The organism is Endozoicomonas sp. OPT23, assembly GCF_009653635.1.
Taxonomy (GTDB): Bacteria; Pseudomonadota; Gammaproteobacteria; order Pseudomonadales; family Endozoicomonadaceae; genus Endozoicomonas_A.
On record NZ_PPFD01000003.1, the window covers coordinates 421815 to 437842 of the forward strand.

The window sequence follows — 16028 nt, forward strand, 5'->3', positions numbered from 1 at the left end:
CAGAGTGGAAACCAGCCAGAGACCTTGTCTCCTATACTGCTAACAGAAGTTGTGCCCGCAAATGCACAGGTGGGTGACACTGTCACACTAAAAGCCGCTGACAGTATCCCTAACTCTACAAGCCTGACCCTTTCCGGGACAGTTATTACACCAACCGAAATTTCAAATAATCAGGTAACTTTCGTCGTTCCTGAAAATGCCAAATCAGGTCCTTTGTCTCTAAAGACGGACAAAACAACCTCTAACACCCTTCTGTTTTCTGTCTCTGATCTTGGGGTCAGAGCCCCGAAGCAGAATAAAATCGTTGCTGATGAGGAAGGTAATAAGGTCGTTATTGACTATGTATTAGCCGTTCTCTCTCCAGCTAAAGACAGCAAGACTGAAGCGGACAGAGTTGCAGGTCTGATAGATGGTTCAGTTATTGGCCGAATAGCCCTGCTAAATGGCTGGCAGATAAAAGTAAATGCTGATGACCTTGAATCCTTACAGGCACAAATAAAAACTCTGGAAGCTGATACCTCTGTGGACTTTGTGGTTATAGACACTGAGGTCAGTAATGATGCTATTGACTGGTCAACCGACGCTCAGTTCGGACAGCAGAGAGATCGCAACAGGGTTACTGAGGGTGCAGAACTCTATGCCAGTAAAGTCAGCCCCACACTAGCAGACGATAAAATACTGCCTTTTTTCATGACAATAGGTGCTTCAGAATCTGGCGTTGATTTCAATAGTGCTGATTTTGATGGCTACCTGAACAGCGACGCATCAACCGGAAACATTACTATTTACGCTCCTCATAAAGCATCAGTTCATGGAACCAATGTCACGGGGCTAATAGCGGCAGAACTAGGGGACTCTGGTAATGCAGGCTTACTTAGTGCTCTTTCTGACTACCACGGTGGTGCTAACATTTCTGTAACCCAAGGCACCAGTAGTTATTTTTCAGGTATTTTCAGTTTGCTTTCCAGTGCTGAAAAACAACTGGAAGCCGGTGCATCGGTACTCAATTGGAGCTGGGGTATTCACAAGCAGGGAATAAACCAGTGTGATGGAAACTCTGTTACCGACAATGTCTACCCAGCCTTCTTGTTTGATGTATATAAAAGAGTAATTGAAAGATTTTTTATCAAACTCGAATCGAAATACCCAAGAACAGTTGTAGTCGCCAGTGCTGGTAATGGTCGTACCAGTATTGAGAGTAACAGTCGTTTGCCTTCAGGGTATGACAGCCCGCAGATGATTGTTGTTTCTGCACATACTTCCGGTGGAACCCTATCTTCTGACTCAGAGAATACAGATGACAGGCAAGCAACCAGCAGTTGTTTCGATGCAGCCATTAGTACTGATGTTAAAAGAGCTTCTTACTCAAATTTTGGTCGGAAAGTTGACCTTGCTGCGGCAGGAAGCATTAGCGGCTACAACGGCGTCAAACAGGGCACGTCATATGCGACACCTCTTGTGTCTGCGACTATTGCACTTATGCAATCTGTTAACCCTAACCTGACTCCAGCTGTTATTAAGTCTCTTTTGAGAAGCTCTGCGCTTCCTGTTGAAAATAAAGTTGTACTGGAAAGCGGTGAGTCAGTATTTACACGTCCGCTATCCGATAGTGAATCTTCCGCAAATAGCGGTAAAGGGGCAAGACTTAATGTTGAAGGAGCTGTACAGGCTGCAATTGACAACCTAGGTTCAGAAACATTGTCAAAAGGTGATCCAGTTATTGTTGCTATCCCTGCCGGCACAGATCAAATTACTCAAACCGTTAATATTACTATTCCTGGAAAAAGCGAAGTCTTCGATAAAGTCGATATTATGTTTACTGTGGATGTGTCCGGAAGTTACAGCGATGATATTGAAACATTCCGAGACAAAGCCAATAGTCTGGTAGAAGCATTTAGTAACAGTGGCACAAATGTCAGCATGGGAATAACCAGCTTCAGTGACTTTCCTCAAGCTCCATACGGAGCAGGTCCTTATGTACCCGGGGAACCAGAGGAATCAGAAGAACCACCTGAAGCAGGACCTTCCATCGTTGAAAGTCTGTCAGAGTCAAGTTACGACTATGAATTCAGACTGGACCTTCCTCTTACCTCAGATAGCTCTCAGGTCAGTGATACTCTCGACGCATTGACTATTAAAAATGGCAATGATTTTCCTGAGAGCCAGCTAGAAGCTCTTTACCAAACTGCTCTGCCTGCCACAGGCTGGAGACTCGGAGCTCTTCCTGTAATTTTCCTTGCTACTGATGCCGAGTTCCATGACTCAGACATTGATTCAAAATATCCAGGAACAGGCCGTAGCAAGGTTGTAACTACGCTCAAAAATAAAGGAATCAGGGTATTTGGTCTGCAGGCGGGCGGTGATATTAACGACGTTCTTAGTATAACTTCTGATACGGGAGGGCAATCATTCAAACTCTCAAGAAACAGTGCCGAGATTATTGATGCTGTCACTGCAGCCCTCGATTCCACCACCAAAAACCTCAGTGTTACTCTAGAGCCCTATGGCGACTTTGCCAGAGTTATTCATAGCATCGTTCCTACAGACTCATCTTCATCTCCTAATGGTTCTGCCATAAAAAATGTGAATCCAGGAGACAACATTAGTTTTGATGTGACCTTCAATAAAGGTATTTTCAACGACTCGCGTACTCATAAACTGTCATTCCGCTTAAGAGTGCAGGCTGATGGTGTTGCAACTATTCAGGAAATCCCTGTCGTTCTGCAAATAAATTAAGGAGTGAAAGAATGAAATACTTACAACTGGTCGCAGTCCTGACAGTACTATTCTGCTCTTTCCTAAGAGCAGAGGAGTCATGCACAGCTGAAGTGTCTGATAATGGTCAGCAGTATCATGTAATGAACAGTGCAGGCCAGAACCTTGGCTATATAAGCCCCAATGCTGACGGGAGTTGGTTTATGTGGATTGATAGGCAAGGTGCTATGAATCAATCGGCTGACAATCTGTATTCCGCTTTGGAAACGGTATGCCAGTCCAGCGCGCAAGCAAAATCAGAATAGTGTCAAAGTAGTATAACTATGCATTGGGCTGAAGCCTCTCTGGCTTCAGCCCCACTCCACATACAATACTTCAAAAGGAATATCTTTCCCGGTAAAGAAGTCGAGCCAACGTTTCTGGTTTTCCTGCAGTTTATCACCCGGCCCTTTTACTTCAGACCACCGATACTCACCTGTTTCAGGCTTAAACAGTATCAAGTCAGGAAAGCCCGTTCGATTATGGGCAATATCAAACATCAGCTTACCGAATACCGCTTTAAAATGTTCCTCTGGAATCAAATCACAGGCTAGAGTAATCATCTCTTCAGTCAGCACAGACCAATGCACCAGTCTGTTAGCAATACCCTGTTTGTCCCGGTATGTTTTTATAACCTTTGATTTAAAACTGTTCTGATTAATTTCAATAATTCTTTCTTTAATTTGCAGACTTCTTTTTTGATAGAAATCATTAGTCATTAAATCGGCAGGTGCCGACTGAAAAGGGTGAAAGAAAGCATCTTTGATATCAGCAAAAATAACGTCCCAGAAGTACAGACCAGCCAACCCGCTTATCAGACTGTTCTCAGCATAGAATGCCTGCCAGCCCTGTTGCTGGTAGTAATCCAAAGCAATCAGTTCAACTCTTTGGTCAGACTCTGCCAGAGCAATATAAACTTCAGGATACTGACGCCGATTGCGCCTCGGCTTCTCACCGTTGAACTTGCTGATAAAGCGTTGCGCAAAAGCTAACTCCATATCACTGAAAGGTTGCTCAATTATTTGCTGGCAAACTCTGATTGCAGCCTGATTCTCACTTTTCTTATCCAGAATACGAGCCATTCTTTCTCTGGCCGGCGGCATGCTGGATTGCTGAAAGAGTTCAAGCGCTGATGAATAACTCTGCTGTCGTTCAAGCTCTCTGGCTACACGGTTTATCAACCGGCTGTAACGCCGCAACATCAAAGACTGGTCTGGTTTAGCTGGAATCTCATCAACCAGAGATATCAAGGTTCCCGTATCACGATTATATTCAGCTTCCGCTGCAATGGCTGCCACTTCAGACAACGCCAAAGCTTCTTCCATTTGCTCTCTGTTTTTAAACAAACGATTCTGCTTATTTAATGGATATTTTTCATACTGGGTAATCCCTAGATCACTCAATACAAACTCGGTGAGATTCTGATAGAGATTGCCGAAGAACAGGAATTTAAAGCTAGTAATTTCCAGAGTGAATTCCGGTTTATAGACAATAAATGGCAGTTCTGGAACAGTGATATTCTGATCAACAAGTATCGATACCAGTTCACTTTTCTTTTTACTTTGATGCCCATTTAAATGAGTTCGAAACTGTTTTACCAGCTCGGGCTTAGTCAACAATCCGGCAAGCTCATTAACCGTTAAAGCAGGGTTGATAACAAGCAACCTTTGATCAGCCAACTGCTGAGCAGCAAAATCAAGACGATCAATTTCTTCATAGCTGAGTTTGTCTGCCCTGAAGAATTGCCCTTTTCGGCTGATCAGCCTTACGTATAGTTTTCTAGGTTCATCACCAAGAGAAAACCAGTGCTCCAGAAAAGACTTCTCTTCAGCATTTAGCAGATCATCATACTGGTCAGCCACAAACCCGAGAAACAACTGAAAGTTGGTCAGGTAATAATCATCGGGAATATTCGCCGGTTCTGCCGCCATGCCACTGCCAATAGCTGAAATAACCAGCTAAGATTAACAGCTCATTTATTGGATAGGCACCCTGCAGTAATGTCTGAAGAAGATCTGGTCACCGAAGAGCATCTGATAGAGATTGTTGAAAACCAGCTGACCGAGAATAACCCTCCTCGCGTGAAGGAAACCCTGTTCAGGCTGACCATGTCTGGCATGGAACGTCCTGAAGCGATGGAATATATCGCCTGTGCCCTGTCTGTAGAGATTGTTGATGTAATCCAGAACGATGCCAAATTTGATGGCGACCGCTACATCAAAAATCTGGACTCCCTGCCTGAAACACCCTGGATGGGCTGAACACCCACTCCTCAGGCAATCAAGACGTTAGCTCATACTGATTGCCTGGCCTGCTTTCCTGACATGCTTTCCTGACATAGTTTCCTAACACGATTATCTGACGTAATTACTTAACGTAAGCGCCCCCTAATCCATTAGGGTCATGCCGTCTAAACAGCTCTTTCTTTAAGTTATTCCTAACTCTCAAAAAAATGCCTCCAAGAAGAATAACAATAAAATGTCAGACTCCAACGCTCCCTACGATAAGCCTGAATGGAAAACGCCGGAATCACCTACCTGGGCAGCCCGTCGTCGTGCCGCAGAAGCCGCCCGAAAGATGATTGAAAACTTTGTGATCTGTACCGCTGAGGAAGACACTCTTAACCAGCTAGCCGATCAACTGGAAGCGGCGGCAGAAAAACTGGCAGAAACACCCTTAACTAACGGGCGCTTTGAGGGCTCAGGTCTGAAAGAAGAAACTTTCAACGACCGTGGATATGAGCTAGGCCCTGTTGAGGGCCGATGCAACCCGCTGGCAGCACCACTAACCACATGGATTAATGACAAAGGCGTTCATGGCAGAGTAAATATGGGCTGGCGTTACGAAGGCCCTCCTTATACGGTGCACGGCGGCCATGTAGCGGCACTGTTTGATCAGTTTCTCGGGGTAGGTCAGAAAACCACCGGCACTCCTGGTGTAACCGGCGAACTATCCATTCGTTATCATAAGATGACGCCGCTCAATACCGATCTGGAGCTGTTTGGCTGGCTGGAAAAGTCGGAAGGCCGGAAGATCGTTATGTCCGCTGAAATCAGAGCCAATGGTGAAGTCACAGCTTCCTGCAAGTGCCTGTTTATTCGTTTGAGCAAGGCGTCTGTCGAGCAGATTCATCAGAAGACTATGTAATTACATAGCCTTCTGCTTGAGGGAATGAGTTCTAGCTGCTGGAGAACAGTCTTTACACTCTTCCCTTTCTCGAATTTATAAACCGTATTTCCTTAACGCTGCGATTTCTGAATAGCAGTGATGGCAGCGATACGCCAATAGCCAGCGCCAATAATACAAAGATAGTGTTAAGACCATTTCCCACCGCCAGAATCAGAAGATCAGCGGATGCTTCCTGAGCTCGGCTGAGCTCCATTAATCCCATCATCGAGCGATAGGCAAACACACCGGGAACCATGGGAATTACAGCCGGAGCCATAAATACAGTGGTGGGCGTATGAACCCAGTGAGCAATCTGAATGGCCAGCAAACCCATTGTGCAAGACGCAATCAGAGTGCCTGAAAGCAAGTCTCCACCGTAATGAAGTGTGATTCCGCGCAAGCCGTATCCCAGAGCGGCCAGTAGCGCCGTAGCCCAGAACACTCTTATAGGTGCAGTAAACAGTGTCGCAAAACCTATAGCCGCCAGAGCTGCCCACAGGCATTTTTCAAACAGTATCCAGGTCATTATTGATTCACTCCCAGCAGGCCAGAGCTAAGCACAATGCCCATGGCGATGGAAAAGGCGATCACCACACCCTGCATGGCTCGCCCCTGACCAATCGTGATATGGCCATGCATCAAATCGATAATGCCATTAATCATAGGAACGCCCGGGATCAGAAAGAGCACCGATGTGGCTACTGCTATTTCCGGACTTTGACCAATCTCCAGTGGAATACCAATGCCACTGATACCGCTGGCAATGAACGACGCTGAACCAACACTCAGTGCAAGGTTGTAGCCTCTGTGCAGCAGTGCATTTCTGGTGGTGAAGCCCAGTGCTGTTGCCACACCGGCCAACAGCATTGCCAATGGCTCTCCACCCGCCAGACGACAGAATGCCATGCCAGCCAGGCTGATCATGGTGACCAGCTTGATCTTTGAATAATGGGGAATGCTTCTGATCCGCTCTACTTCTGTGCGAATCTCGATAAGCGTCATGTCATCAACACCTGCTTTCCAGCTCAAACGACTGATTGCAGATACCACACTCATATTCACACCATAACCTTTGATACGCCGAAAGGCCGTATGCTCAAAGTCATCACAGTGATCATTAGTCAGTGTCAGGGTGACACCAGAGAAGGAGAAGAAGGCTTGAATATCATAGCCAAGGGCCTTGGCGATTCTGACAATGTTCCGGTTCACCCGTTCGGTGTGAGCGCCGGAAGCCATCAGCAATTCAGCGATATCCAGAAGAAGGTTGGAGCATTCACGATGCCGGTAGTTACCTCGGGCAACTACCGGCCTTTCGGCAGGTTCAGTAGGCATGAAAACAGCATAGGCAGATTAAATCAGTTGTGAACTATAGCCTGTTTTCATAGGTCGCTTAGCTGATACCTGTCAACGCGAGCCAATAAAACCTTATCGATCTCCACGACCTGCACCACGAATGCGAGGGTCTTCGTCATAGCTTTGGGTCGCTTTGGTACCTGATTCCGGTTCCAGAGTCTGAATGGTGACACCACCATCAATATCCAGAATGGTGCCGGTAATATAGCTGGATGCTTCTGATGCCAGAAACAGTGCACCATCGGCAATTTCATCACTGGTTCCCCAGCGTCTCAACGGTGTTCCTTCTTTAATTGCGTCGTACATTCCCGGCTTTTTCAGGATGACATTTTCCATTCCCCAGGAGCCTTCAATCGGACCAGGTGAAATACCGTTAACGCGGATACCTTCTGGCCCCCACTCAATAGCCAGTACTTTACAGAGCATGTTTACACCAGCTTTGGCAGAACAGACATGAGTCTGATAAGGCATAGGGCGTACCGCTTCAGGCGCAGTAATCGCCATCAGAGAAGCTCCCGGCTTTCTCAGGAAATCAAAAGAGGCTTTGAATACGTTAAACGTTCCCAGAAGGTCAATATCAATAATGGATTTGAACGCATTGGCACTCATGCCAACGGCTGGGGCATAGAAATTACCAGCCTGACCAGCCACCACGATATCAATGCCACCAAAGGTTTCGGCGGTGATTTTCATGGTTTCATAAACACGATCGTAGTCGCGTACATCACCTGGCAGACCAAGCGCTTCAGCGCCCATGTCACGAATTTCCTGAGCGGCCGACTCGGTACGGTCAACTGTACGACTCATTACTGTTACTTTGGCGCCCTGCTCTGCAAATCGCTTGGCGATCTCCAGATTAAAGCTACGGGTTCCACCAGCAACGTATGCAACCTTGCCTTCAAGGGTGCGTTCTTTAAATGCCGACACAGCACTCTCCCTGTTGTTATTTTTATATTTAGAGTTTTGGAATAATAGTTATCAAACATCAGGATGGCTGTATTCACCTACCGTCGGCGAACTAGTCAGAATGAACTACTGACTGTAAAGAGAGCATCTACCCACATGAGTGAATAGTCTGGTTATGGTATAAATACTCCAGATGTTCTGTTGGGAATAAGCAAAAATGATCCAGTTTCTGAAAGACGTAAAAAACATGCACTGGGCTGCCAGATTGATTCTGATTCTGGTGGTTCTGAAAGCTCTGGCTGCCGTATATCGTGAGCAGGCCATTTTTTAATTCAACCAGCTACAGATAATAAAAAGTAAAAGGACGGATTAAATGCATTTTGCACTATTGGGGCTACTGATCATTCTGCTGGTTGTGGCTCCTCAGTACTGGGTAAAGCGCACACTCAATCGACATGGTTCAAACCTGAAAGCTATGCCCGGTACAGGTGGAGAGCTGGCCAACCATCTAATTGAAAGGTTTGAGCTTAGCGGTGTTACGGTTGTGAAAGGCGGGCAGGGTGAAGATTACTATGACCCTTCCCGAAAGCTGATTTCCCTTTCACCCCAGCATTACGAAGGCCGTTCCGTCGCCGCTGTTGCAATAGCTGCACATGAAACCAGCCATGCTTTGCAGGATCAGGAAAACAACCCTGATTTTTTACGCAGAGAAAAAAGGATTCGTCTGGCTGTGAGTATTCAGCAGTTCAGTTCTATCGCTCTAATGATTTCACCACTGATTTTTCTGCTGACACGGGCGCCTCACAGTATGTTGCTGACTGCTCTTATCGGCATCAGTGGTATGGTGGCTGCTATCTGGGTTCAATTTCTTAACCTGCCCATTGAGCTTGATGCCAGCTTTAAAAAGGCTCTGCCCATCCTTTCGGAAGGCTACCTGCCTGATGAACACCTACCTGCCGCCAACGAAGTTCTTAAAGCCGCTGCATACACCTATGTCGCAGCAGCTCTGGCCAGTGTGGTCAATCTTGCACGCTGGGTAGCCATTCTTAGACGATAATCAGCCGCAGCCTTTGTTGGTCTGTACTAGCCTGTAAAAACTCATACATCTGATTACAGGTTGGATAGCATGCAGATAATACAGAGGTTTTGTCGTTTATGGCTGTATCTGATTCTGTCTCTAATTTCTCTATCAGCCCTTTCTGAACCTAATTGCACCGACTGCAACAAAGAGATGAAACCGAAAGGCGAACATTGGTCGTGCCAAAATGGAGACTGTAAAAAATACGATATTGTTGTAAACCTTCAAGGAAGCGCTATAAATTCGGACTCTGTTAGCGACCTTGGTATTCCTGATTTACGTCTTGCTGATCCAGATAGTGACGAGGGTGGAGAGGTAAAGTCAAAGTATGAATCTAATACTGAAAGAGAAGAGGACGAGATCGCTGCAGCAACACCTCCTTCTGATTCCTCTGAGATAACGCTGAATGACTGTTTACTGTTAGTGCCAGTTACACATCGATTAAGCATACTGACGAACTTTTTCGGAATAACCGGCAGTGAAGCAGTTCAATCCTTTATAGTTTCACTTTCTGAGCAACTGGATATAGCACCAGAAGAGGCAGCTCGAATTATTCGCCAAATATCAAGGATTAATACAATATACACGACCATCGCCCAACAGATTAATGTACAAACCGCTGCGCAATCTCAAAACGCCTTGGTTCATATGACAAATCTGAGTACAACACTAAAACAGGAGGACTCTCATGCATCAGTTGGGCAGTCGTGGGATAATTTCATTACCGAGCATGGAGCAGAAGTTCAAATACAGAGAAGACTGGGCCGTTCGGACACATCTCACGAAGAACTCTATGCCCTGGCAGGCTCTGCACTGGGTGAAGGGCAAACTCTTACACTTGCTGCCCAGTTACAGACAGGAGGGATATCTCTCTTGGTCGCAGAACCCGTTTTTTCTGATTCATCAGAGTTTTCTGTGGACTTGCACAGCCCAAATTCTGGGTCTTTCAGCATGACAGTAAATCAACTGACAGATTTTCTTCGTGAGTTTGTCGTACAAATCAATGTTTCCAGCTTTGCTGTGCTTGTTCAGTCTCCACAGTCCCAACAGGGTGGTGCTACTCCAATGTAAGAGTCTGTTTAACTAATTACTGCTGTTAAATACTCAAAGTAAGTGTGCTTACACTCATACTGCAACACTGAGCACAGCCATCAGCGTAAACATAGACATCACAGTCTGTAGTGTAATAATGGCCGACATCAGTCTTACATCTCCGCCCAACTCTCTGGACAGAATATGTGATGTTGAGGCTGTTGGCAGTGCAGCAAACAATACTAGAACAGAAAGTGCTATTCCTTCGACACCCAGAAGCATCGCAACCCCTGCTATCACTGCTGGAAAGAGCAATAATTTAAACAGACAGGCAATAATAATCTCCAGTTTGGCGGCTTTTATTTGATCAAGATGTAAGCCCACCCCTACCGATAGAAGCCCCAACGGCAAAGCTGCTGAACTTAACACTGACAGGGTCTGGTTTAATGGCGACCAGATTCCCGTACCTATAACATTAATGGCTCCCCCTGCAAAGCAGGCAAGAATCAGCGGATTCTTGATAATCGAACGAATAAACGACATGGGAGACAGACTTGACTGACTCGCATAGATCGAAAAAATACTGATACAACAGATATTGATAATCGGCACAAAGAAAGTAATTAGAAACGCAGCCAATATCAAACCTTCATCACCATAGAGCGAGCTGACCAGTGCAAGGAAAACATAGGAGTTAAAGCGAAGCGCGCCCTGATATACGGATGTGAAAGCAGCTCCTGAAAAGTGCAGCCATGCTCTGTTGAGAGCAACAAGAATCGTCGTCAGTATGGCAACAGCCAGTAAAGAGCTGCTGATAAAAGCAGTTCCTTCAAACCCTTGCAGATCGGCATTGGACAACTTGTAGATAAACAGTGCAGGAAAAAGCGCGTAATAGGTAAAACGATCCGCCTGCTCCCAGAACCCTTCTCCGGGAAAGCGCAGGTGTTTGAAGGTATAGCCCAGAAATATGAGCAAGAATATCGGCAGCAACGAATCCAGAATAGCTTGCATAGACTTCTTATTATCCCTGAGAAACAAGCATTATTATTGCTGCCAACCATAGCTCAGTGGGGGTTATATTTCATTGGCTCTGGAGTGCAAACAGAAAAAATCACACGATAACTACCATGAAGCAGTACTCATCCAGAGTTTTGTCTGAAGCTGTTTCAAGTTGTCACCTGAAGACTGCCCAGTTTAAAATTTTACATATTCATCTTATCTACTATTTTTCACATGAACATATTAACTTTCTACACAAATAATGAAATTAAAGTTATTTTTTTGTTTAGCCATCCTGTTCTCATCGAATGTCTATTCAGTGTTTTTGACAGCGAATGGAATAAAAGACCCTAAATACATTGTTTACAGGGACTCAGATCAAAATTCTGAAAGAAGAGAAGAACTTACTTTTACTTTTGATGATCGTGGAACGACTCAGTACTCTGTTGGGGAAAAAACCCGTTCATTCACCTCGATAGAAGCTTCACCTGTCTTCCACACTTTCGCCTCTCAAATTCACAGCAATCATCCACCTGCTTTTTTTACCATTGGCTTCACTGCAGCTATGGCTTTAATCATATCCCAATATTATTCAGTCAATAGCCATCAGTCACCAGGGCAAATACTGAACTCATTTACCTTAGTAAGCTTTTCAAGTCAGCTCGGAACCTACACATTAGACATAACTGAAGAAGGGTCTGGTTTTTCAGCATCCATCACAATAACGCCTGGAAGGGGTAGTCAAACATCAATATCAATAAACCACCAGGGAGAGATCAATTACTATACAGTTGTTCCTGCGAGAAAAGAGCCAAATGCAACTGATCACCTTCAGAGTTCACCAGACCAGGATTCTGAAAGAAAAAAACAGAAAACCTCCCCATGGAATTTATTCTGCTGCTTCCAGAGAGGTGACAATTCAGTTGAGCTTGAGGCATCAACCAATTTTCATGGTACATATAAAGCTTTGGTCAATGGCTATGAGTGGCATCTTATTGCATCTCTTACCGCAGTTTTGTTCTCTACGGTTTATGCCCAACCCAATGGATATAGTTCTTATTTCCAGTAAGAGATGATGGTTGCTTTATTACCCTCTGATTCGAACTCCCTCTCCACGGTAAAGAAAGGTCTTTTTTCTCTTCCTCATACTTACCATCAATCAATACATCCACATAGCGAACGACTTCTTTCTGAAGCAGGGACAAATCTTCAAAAAGGTAACCTGTCCAGAGCCAGATATTTTTATCCGGCAGTTCAGCCTTTACCCGCTGAACAAGATGAAGAATGTCACTGAGGTTAGCTGGAAACAAAGGATCTCCACCAGAAAGAGATAAGCCATCACGATGAATACGACTATCAGACAAATCCCGCAATATCTGATCGACCATATTCTCAGTAAACGGGTGGCCTTGGGAAGCATCCCAGCTGGACGAATTATGGCAACCTTTACAAAGGTGTTCACAGCCGCTGACAAACAGAGTGCAGCGAGTGCCCTCACCGTTCACAACATCGATTGGGTAATACTGCAGGTAATTCATAGGTCGGATAAAGCCTGAAACCTGTAATAAACAGAGGTCAGGTATTCTACTAAAAAGAGTACCATCAGGTTAACGACCAAAGCACAGAGCCCCAGGTTAATCCCCAAAACCTGCTTAACGCTATAAAACAACCCTATCAAGAGAATCGAAAATTTTGCTATCAGACCTGCGAGCAGAGAACGAACCTTAAGGTTCCGGTACTTCATGGTCTGAGCTTCTGTACCATGGCACAGAGGCTATCAGAAGAAGAATAACGGCAGAATGAAGCAGTAACCGTTTATACCTGTTTATCACTATTTTCTACTCAACTCAGGAATAGAAAAAATAGCACAAAGCTAAAGAGCCATTATTTCTCTATAGGCTCTGAAGGATGGGGCTCAGCGGGCGAAATAACTCTATATATTTGATACTGAGCGGTTTTTCCATGGATCCAGTCAATTCGAATACACTGCGGGCGGTTTGCGAGAACATAACCAAAATGTCTGCAGGCGAGTATAAGTATCGAGTGGGGATGAAAGAAGACTCAAAAGTTGAGGTTCGACTGGTCAACACAGATCAAGATTTTGTTGAAAGCGAAACTCGACTTATTAAGTATCTTGAAAGGCAATGTAACTACTATCAGGTTCCGTTCCCAAACCTTCTATTAAGCGAAAGAAAAGTACTCACTCTTGAGAATCAGGAATTGATCCAGTGCTGTAAATCACTTCTCACGGCTTCCAAAAATACCAACTACCGACCTCAACCAGGCGGGGCTGTTGGAGGGGCGACACATACTACGAACCAGCCTTCGGCATCACAGAGCTACAGGCATTCACACCTGCCCCCTCATCCCTGGAGAGAACCTCGAAATGACAAGCCATATCCTAACCGGCCACCTGTCAGAGATTACGTTCCTAATCCACTCAATCTGGGAACATCAGCTTCTCCGACACGCCCCAGCGCTCCAGTCATAAAAGCATTTGGTTGCTCCCCCCCTCTGTCTGTAGGAACCGTAGTGAGGTGTGCTCCTGAAGACAAGAATGTTCAGGAGATTCGAGAGAACTTCCGGGATTTATCCAGAGGGCTGCCCGTTCGCTGTATCGGAAACGATGCTACTGAAGATCAGAAAAACTCTCTGGCGCAAGTCGTTAGAATTCAAAAACAAATGCTTGATAAAGATGATGTTTCCACAATGGAGACTAACCGGCCAGTCACTCATTTGTTTGAAGGCTGTAAAACAATGCTCTATAGAGATGACGGGGTCATTTTCTGCTTTAAGCCCGAGCAATTGACGTCTACGGCCATATTTCCGAAAAATGTTCTGTCAAATGAGTTTAAAGGAAAGAGCCAAGACGAAGTCGAAGCAATGGCTGATGATGAGGTCAGGAGGGGAAGCCGTCGATTTGCATCTGTTTCTGCGCTTGGCAGAGCTATGAAAGAACGGGAAAGTCACTTTGCCACTCTGGACAAAACACCTTGCCGCCCTCCCTATTTCTCAGTAAATGCACACAAAGACAGCTGGTCAGGCTGGGTAAAAAACTGGCTGCCACTGGCTGATCAAATAAACCCTGGCTGGACAAAACCAGAACAAATCACTGCCCAATATTTATTAAAAGACAGCATGAAATCCCACAATGAACACGTAGTTCTGGATATTACGCCCTACGCTATTTCAAGCTGCCTTCACTACCTTGCACCTATAGATTTCAAGAAAGATCACTCCATCTATTGGTACCTGGGGGCAAGAATAGAGGCCATTCAAACGATAAAGCCAATGTTACACAATTTAACCCACAACCCTATGTTACCAATGGTCGTTTATGACCCGTCCAGAGGTTGTATTCAGGAAATAGTAGAATTGAGCGACATCCTTCCTGAAGAGCTTGTCAACTATCCTATGCTCGCAGAATTACTGACAGAGAATACGCAAGCTTGGATTGAATCTTGTAAACACTGGGGAATCAATAGAGCCAGCATTGAAATACTGATGTCTAGAATGCCTCTTAAGCAACAATTAGCATTCATGTTGCACAATTCTAGAGAGGCTCGTGGAGGTTTGAATCAGCTTTTACCTGCACTCTATGAAACTGTGTTTCTTCCCGCACAGCCTGTGCGAGACCCTATGAATCCAACCCAGACCTGTCAGGACCTTCTCGATCAATACTTTTACAAACCTCAATCACTGAATGAGCTCAGCTATTGTATTGAAAATAAAAAAAATCCTGAAGACATTCGAAACCCAAGAACACCTGAAGATGCCATGCGAATGGCTGTCTCCTGCGAGAGTTACTGTCAGCTGCTGGAAAGCAGTTGTAATGTTCAATTCAGTGAACAGGAACGTTTGTTACTGACTTATGCCTCAATGCTATTGAATTCTACAAGCCCTCCTGAGCAAGCAGCTAAGCATTTCAGAAAACACTTTTCCAGCATCTTTCCCGGGCCCGCAACCGAAAAAATTGCCAAAGCTATTGAACAATTGAACCAAGCCCCAGATAAAACAGACAACCGCCTCTGGCTATATCAGCACATCCTGCATACCTCTTTCAGGATGCCCGCCTTTGCCAGAGGCCAGTACCCTGAATTAAATAAAGGTGAATTCCCAATGGTAGATGACTTGAGGTTTGAGGAACATGAACAACTTGAGCCACTGCGTTTACCTGAAGAATTAAGGGTCAACCGGGACTTCAGGTCAGGATTAACTGCATTACTTCACGGTATGTGCGACCTGAATGAAGTAACTGGCGAAGGCTATCTCAAAGACCACCGAAAAAGAGGGCACTTCACCCAACGGCATAATACAAAGCCCATGACAAAACAACTAAATCTCGAAAGAGAACTTAAATTCCGTAACCCAGCCAACCTCTGGACAGCCATGCATGACCAGCTTAAAGAGAATGCCAAGCGTGAAATTTGCAATGAAACCAGTGTGCGGGTTGACCATACACACCAGCTGGATGAACTCGATTTGCCTGAAGACCTGAACACCTTTGATTTGTTAACTGTCACATCAGCCCCTGTCATGGAAGTTCTTGACCCGCTTACGCATCATGTCGAATACAACAGACTTGCCAGGCCAACACACAGCCTTTCTCACAAAGATATGGAACTGGTTAAAGCCAATCCAAAGTTGCAGCAAATGATTGCAGATGAAGGCTATAAAAGACCACCCAAGGATCTACTTTCCGACATCAAGTCACCCAGTAAAAAGTATTAATCAAGTT

14 protein-coding genes are annotated in these 16028 nt (G+C 45.1%); 8 read left to right on the forward strand and 6 right to left on the reverse strand.

From position 1 onward, the window contains the following. Positions 1-51: 51 nt before the first annotated feature. Both EOPP23_RS07725 and EOPP23_RS07730 read left to right on the forward strand, forming a co-directional pair. On the forward strand, positions 52-2736 hold the full coding sequence (locus EOPP23_RS07725; RefSeq protein WP_194842541.1) for a S8 family serine peptidase: 2685 nt from the start codon (positions 52-54) through the stop codon (positions 2734-2736). Between the two features lie 11 nt (positions 2737-2747). Next, positions 2748-3020 (forward strand): hypothetical protein, encoded by a 273-nt coding sequence (locus EOPP23_RS07730; protein ID WP_153765385.1) that lies wholly within the window; start codon positions 2748-2750, stop codon positions 3018-3020. Positions 3021-3065: 45 nt separating this feature from the next. Here the strand turns inward: EOPP23_RS07730 and EOPP23_RS07735 are convergent, their stop codons facing one another. Beyond that, complete coding sequence (locus tag EOPP23_RS07735; RefSeq protein ID WP_153765386.1) at positions 3066-4685, reverse strand: VRR-NUC domain-containing protein; 1620 nt, start codon at positions 4683-4685, stop codon at positions 3066-3068. 69 nt (positions 4686-4754) lie between these two features. Here EOPP23_RS07735 and EOPP23_RS07740 point away from each other — a divergent pair, with 69 nt between their 5' ends. Together EOPP23_RS07740 and EOPP23_RS07745 are read left to right on the forward strand one after the other, a co-directional pair. After that, entirely contained in the window at positions 4755-5015 is a 261-nt protein-coding gene (locus EOPP23_RS07740) for a hypothetical protein (RefSeq protein ID WP_153765387.1), read from the forward strand. 217 nt (positions 5016-5232) lie between these two features. Further along, positions 5233-5901 (forward strand): PaaI family thioesterase, encoded by a 669-nt coding sequence (locus EOPP23_RS07745; protein ID WP_153765388.1) that lies wholly within the window; start codon positions 5233-5235, stop codon positions 5899-5901. 52 nt (positions 5902-5953) lie between these two features. Here the strand turns inward: EOPP23_RS07745 and EOPP23_RS07750 are convergent, their stop codons facing one another. The 3 genes from EOPP23_RS07750 to EOPP23_RS07760 all read right to left on the reverse strand — a co-directional run bounded on the left by EOPP23_RS07750 (position 5954) and on the right by EOPP23_RS07760 (position 8202). Beyond that, entirely contained in the window at positions 5954-6448 is a 495-nt protein-coding gene (locus tag EOPP23_RS07750) for a threonine/serine exporter family protein (RefSeq protein ID WP_153765389.1), read from the reverse strand. Continuing rightward, a complete protein-coding gene (locus tag EOPP23_RS07755) occupies positions 6448-7254 on the reverse strand; it encodes a threonine/serine exporter ThrE family protein (RefSeq protein WP_153765390.1) in 807 nt (268 codons plus the stop codon). Before EOPP23_RS07755 ends, EOPP23_RS07750 begins: the two co-directional genes overlap by 1 nt. 93 nt (positions 7255-7347) lie before the next feature. Continuing rightward, the gene (locus EOPP23_RS07760) at positions 7348-8202 is read right to left on the reverse strand and encodes an SDR family oxidoreductase (RefSeq protein WP_370514707.1); all 855 of its coding nucleotides are present in this window, start codon (positions 8200-8202) and stop codon (positions 7348-7350) included. A 352-nt stretch (positions 8203-8554) separates the two neighbouring features. Between EOPP23_RS07760 and EOPP23_RS07765 the strand changes: the two genes are divergently transcribed. Next, complete coding sequence (locus tag EOPP23_RS07765) at positions 8555-9238, forward strand: zinc metallopeptidase (RefSeq protein WP_153765391.1); 684 nt, start codon at positions 8555-8557, stop codon at positions 9236-9238. 174 nt (positions 9239-9412) lie between these two features. Continuing rightward, on the forward strand, positions 9413-10330 hold the full coding sequence (locus tag EOPP23_RS07770) for a hypothetical protein (RefSeq protein WP_153765392.1): 918 nt from the start codon (positions 9413-9415) through the stop codon (positions 10328-10330). A gap of 54 nt (positions 10331-10384) precedes the next feature. On the opposite strand, the gene EOPP23_RS07775 is transcribed toward EOPP23_RS07770, so the two are convergent. Then, positions 10385-11302 carry an AEC family transporter gene (locus EOPP23_RS07775; protein ID WP_153765393.1) on the reverse strand — a complete coding sequence of 306 codons (918 nt, stop codon included), beginning with the start codon at positions 11300-11302 and terminating at the stop codon, positions 10385-10387. A 250-nt stretch (positions 11303-11552) separates the two neighbouring features. Here EOPP23_RS07775 and EOPP23_RS07780 point away from each other — a divergent pair, with 250 nt between their 5' ends. After that, a complete protein-coding gene (locus EOPP23_RS07780; protein ID WP_153765394.1) occupies positions 11553-12359 on the forward strand; it encodes a hypothetical protein in 807 nt (268 codons plus the stop codon). Here EOPP23_RS07780 and nrdG read toward each other — a convergent pair. After that, positions 12313-12828, reverse strand: a complete 516-nt coding sequence (gene nrdG / locus EOPP23_RS07785) for an anaerobic ribonucleoside-triphosphate reductase-activating protein (RefSeq protein ID WP_153765395.1) — start codon at positions 12826-12828, stop codon at positions 12313-12315. The two genes, EOPP23_RS07780 and nrdG, sit on opposite strands and share 47 nt — an antisense overlap. 478 nt (positions 12829-13306) lie before the next feature. Between nrdG and EOPP23_RS07790 the strand changes: the two genes are divergently transcribed. Next, the gene (locus EOPP23_RS07790) at positions 13307-16021 is read left to right on the forward strand and encodes a hypothetical protein (RefSeq protein ID WP_153765396.1); all 2715 of its coding nucleotides are present in this window, start codon (positions 13307-13309) and stop codon (positions 16019-16021) included. The last annotated feature ends 7 nt before the right edge of the window (positions 16022-16028 follow it).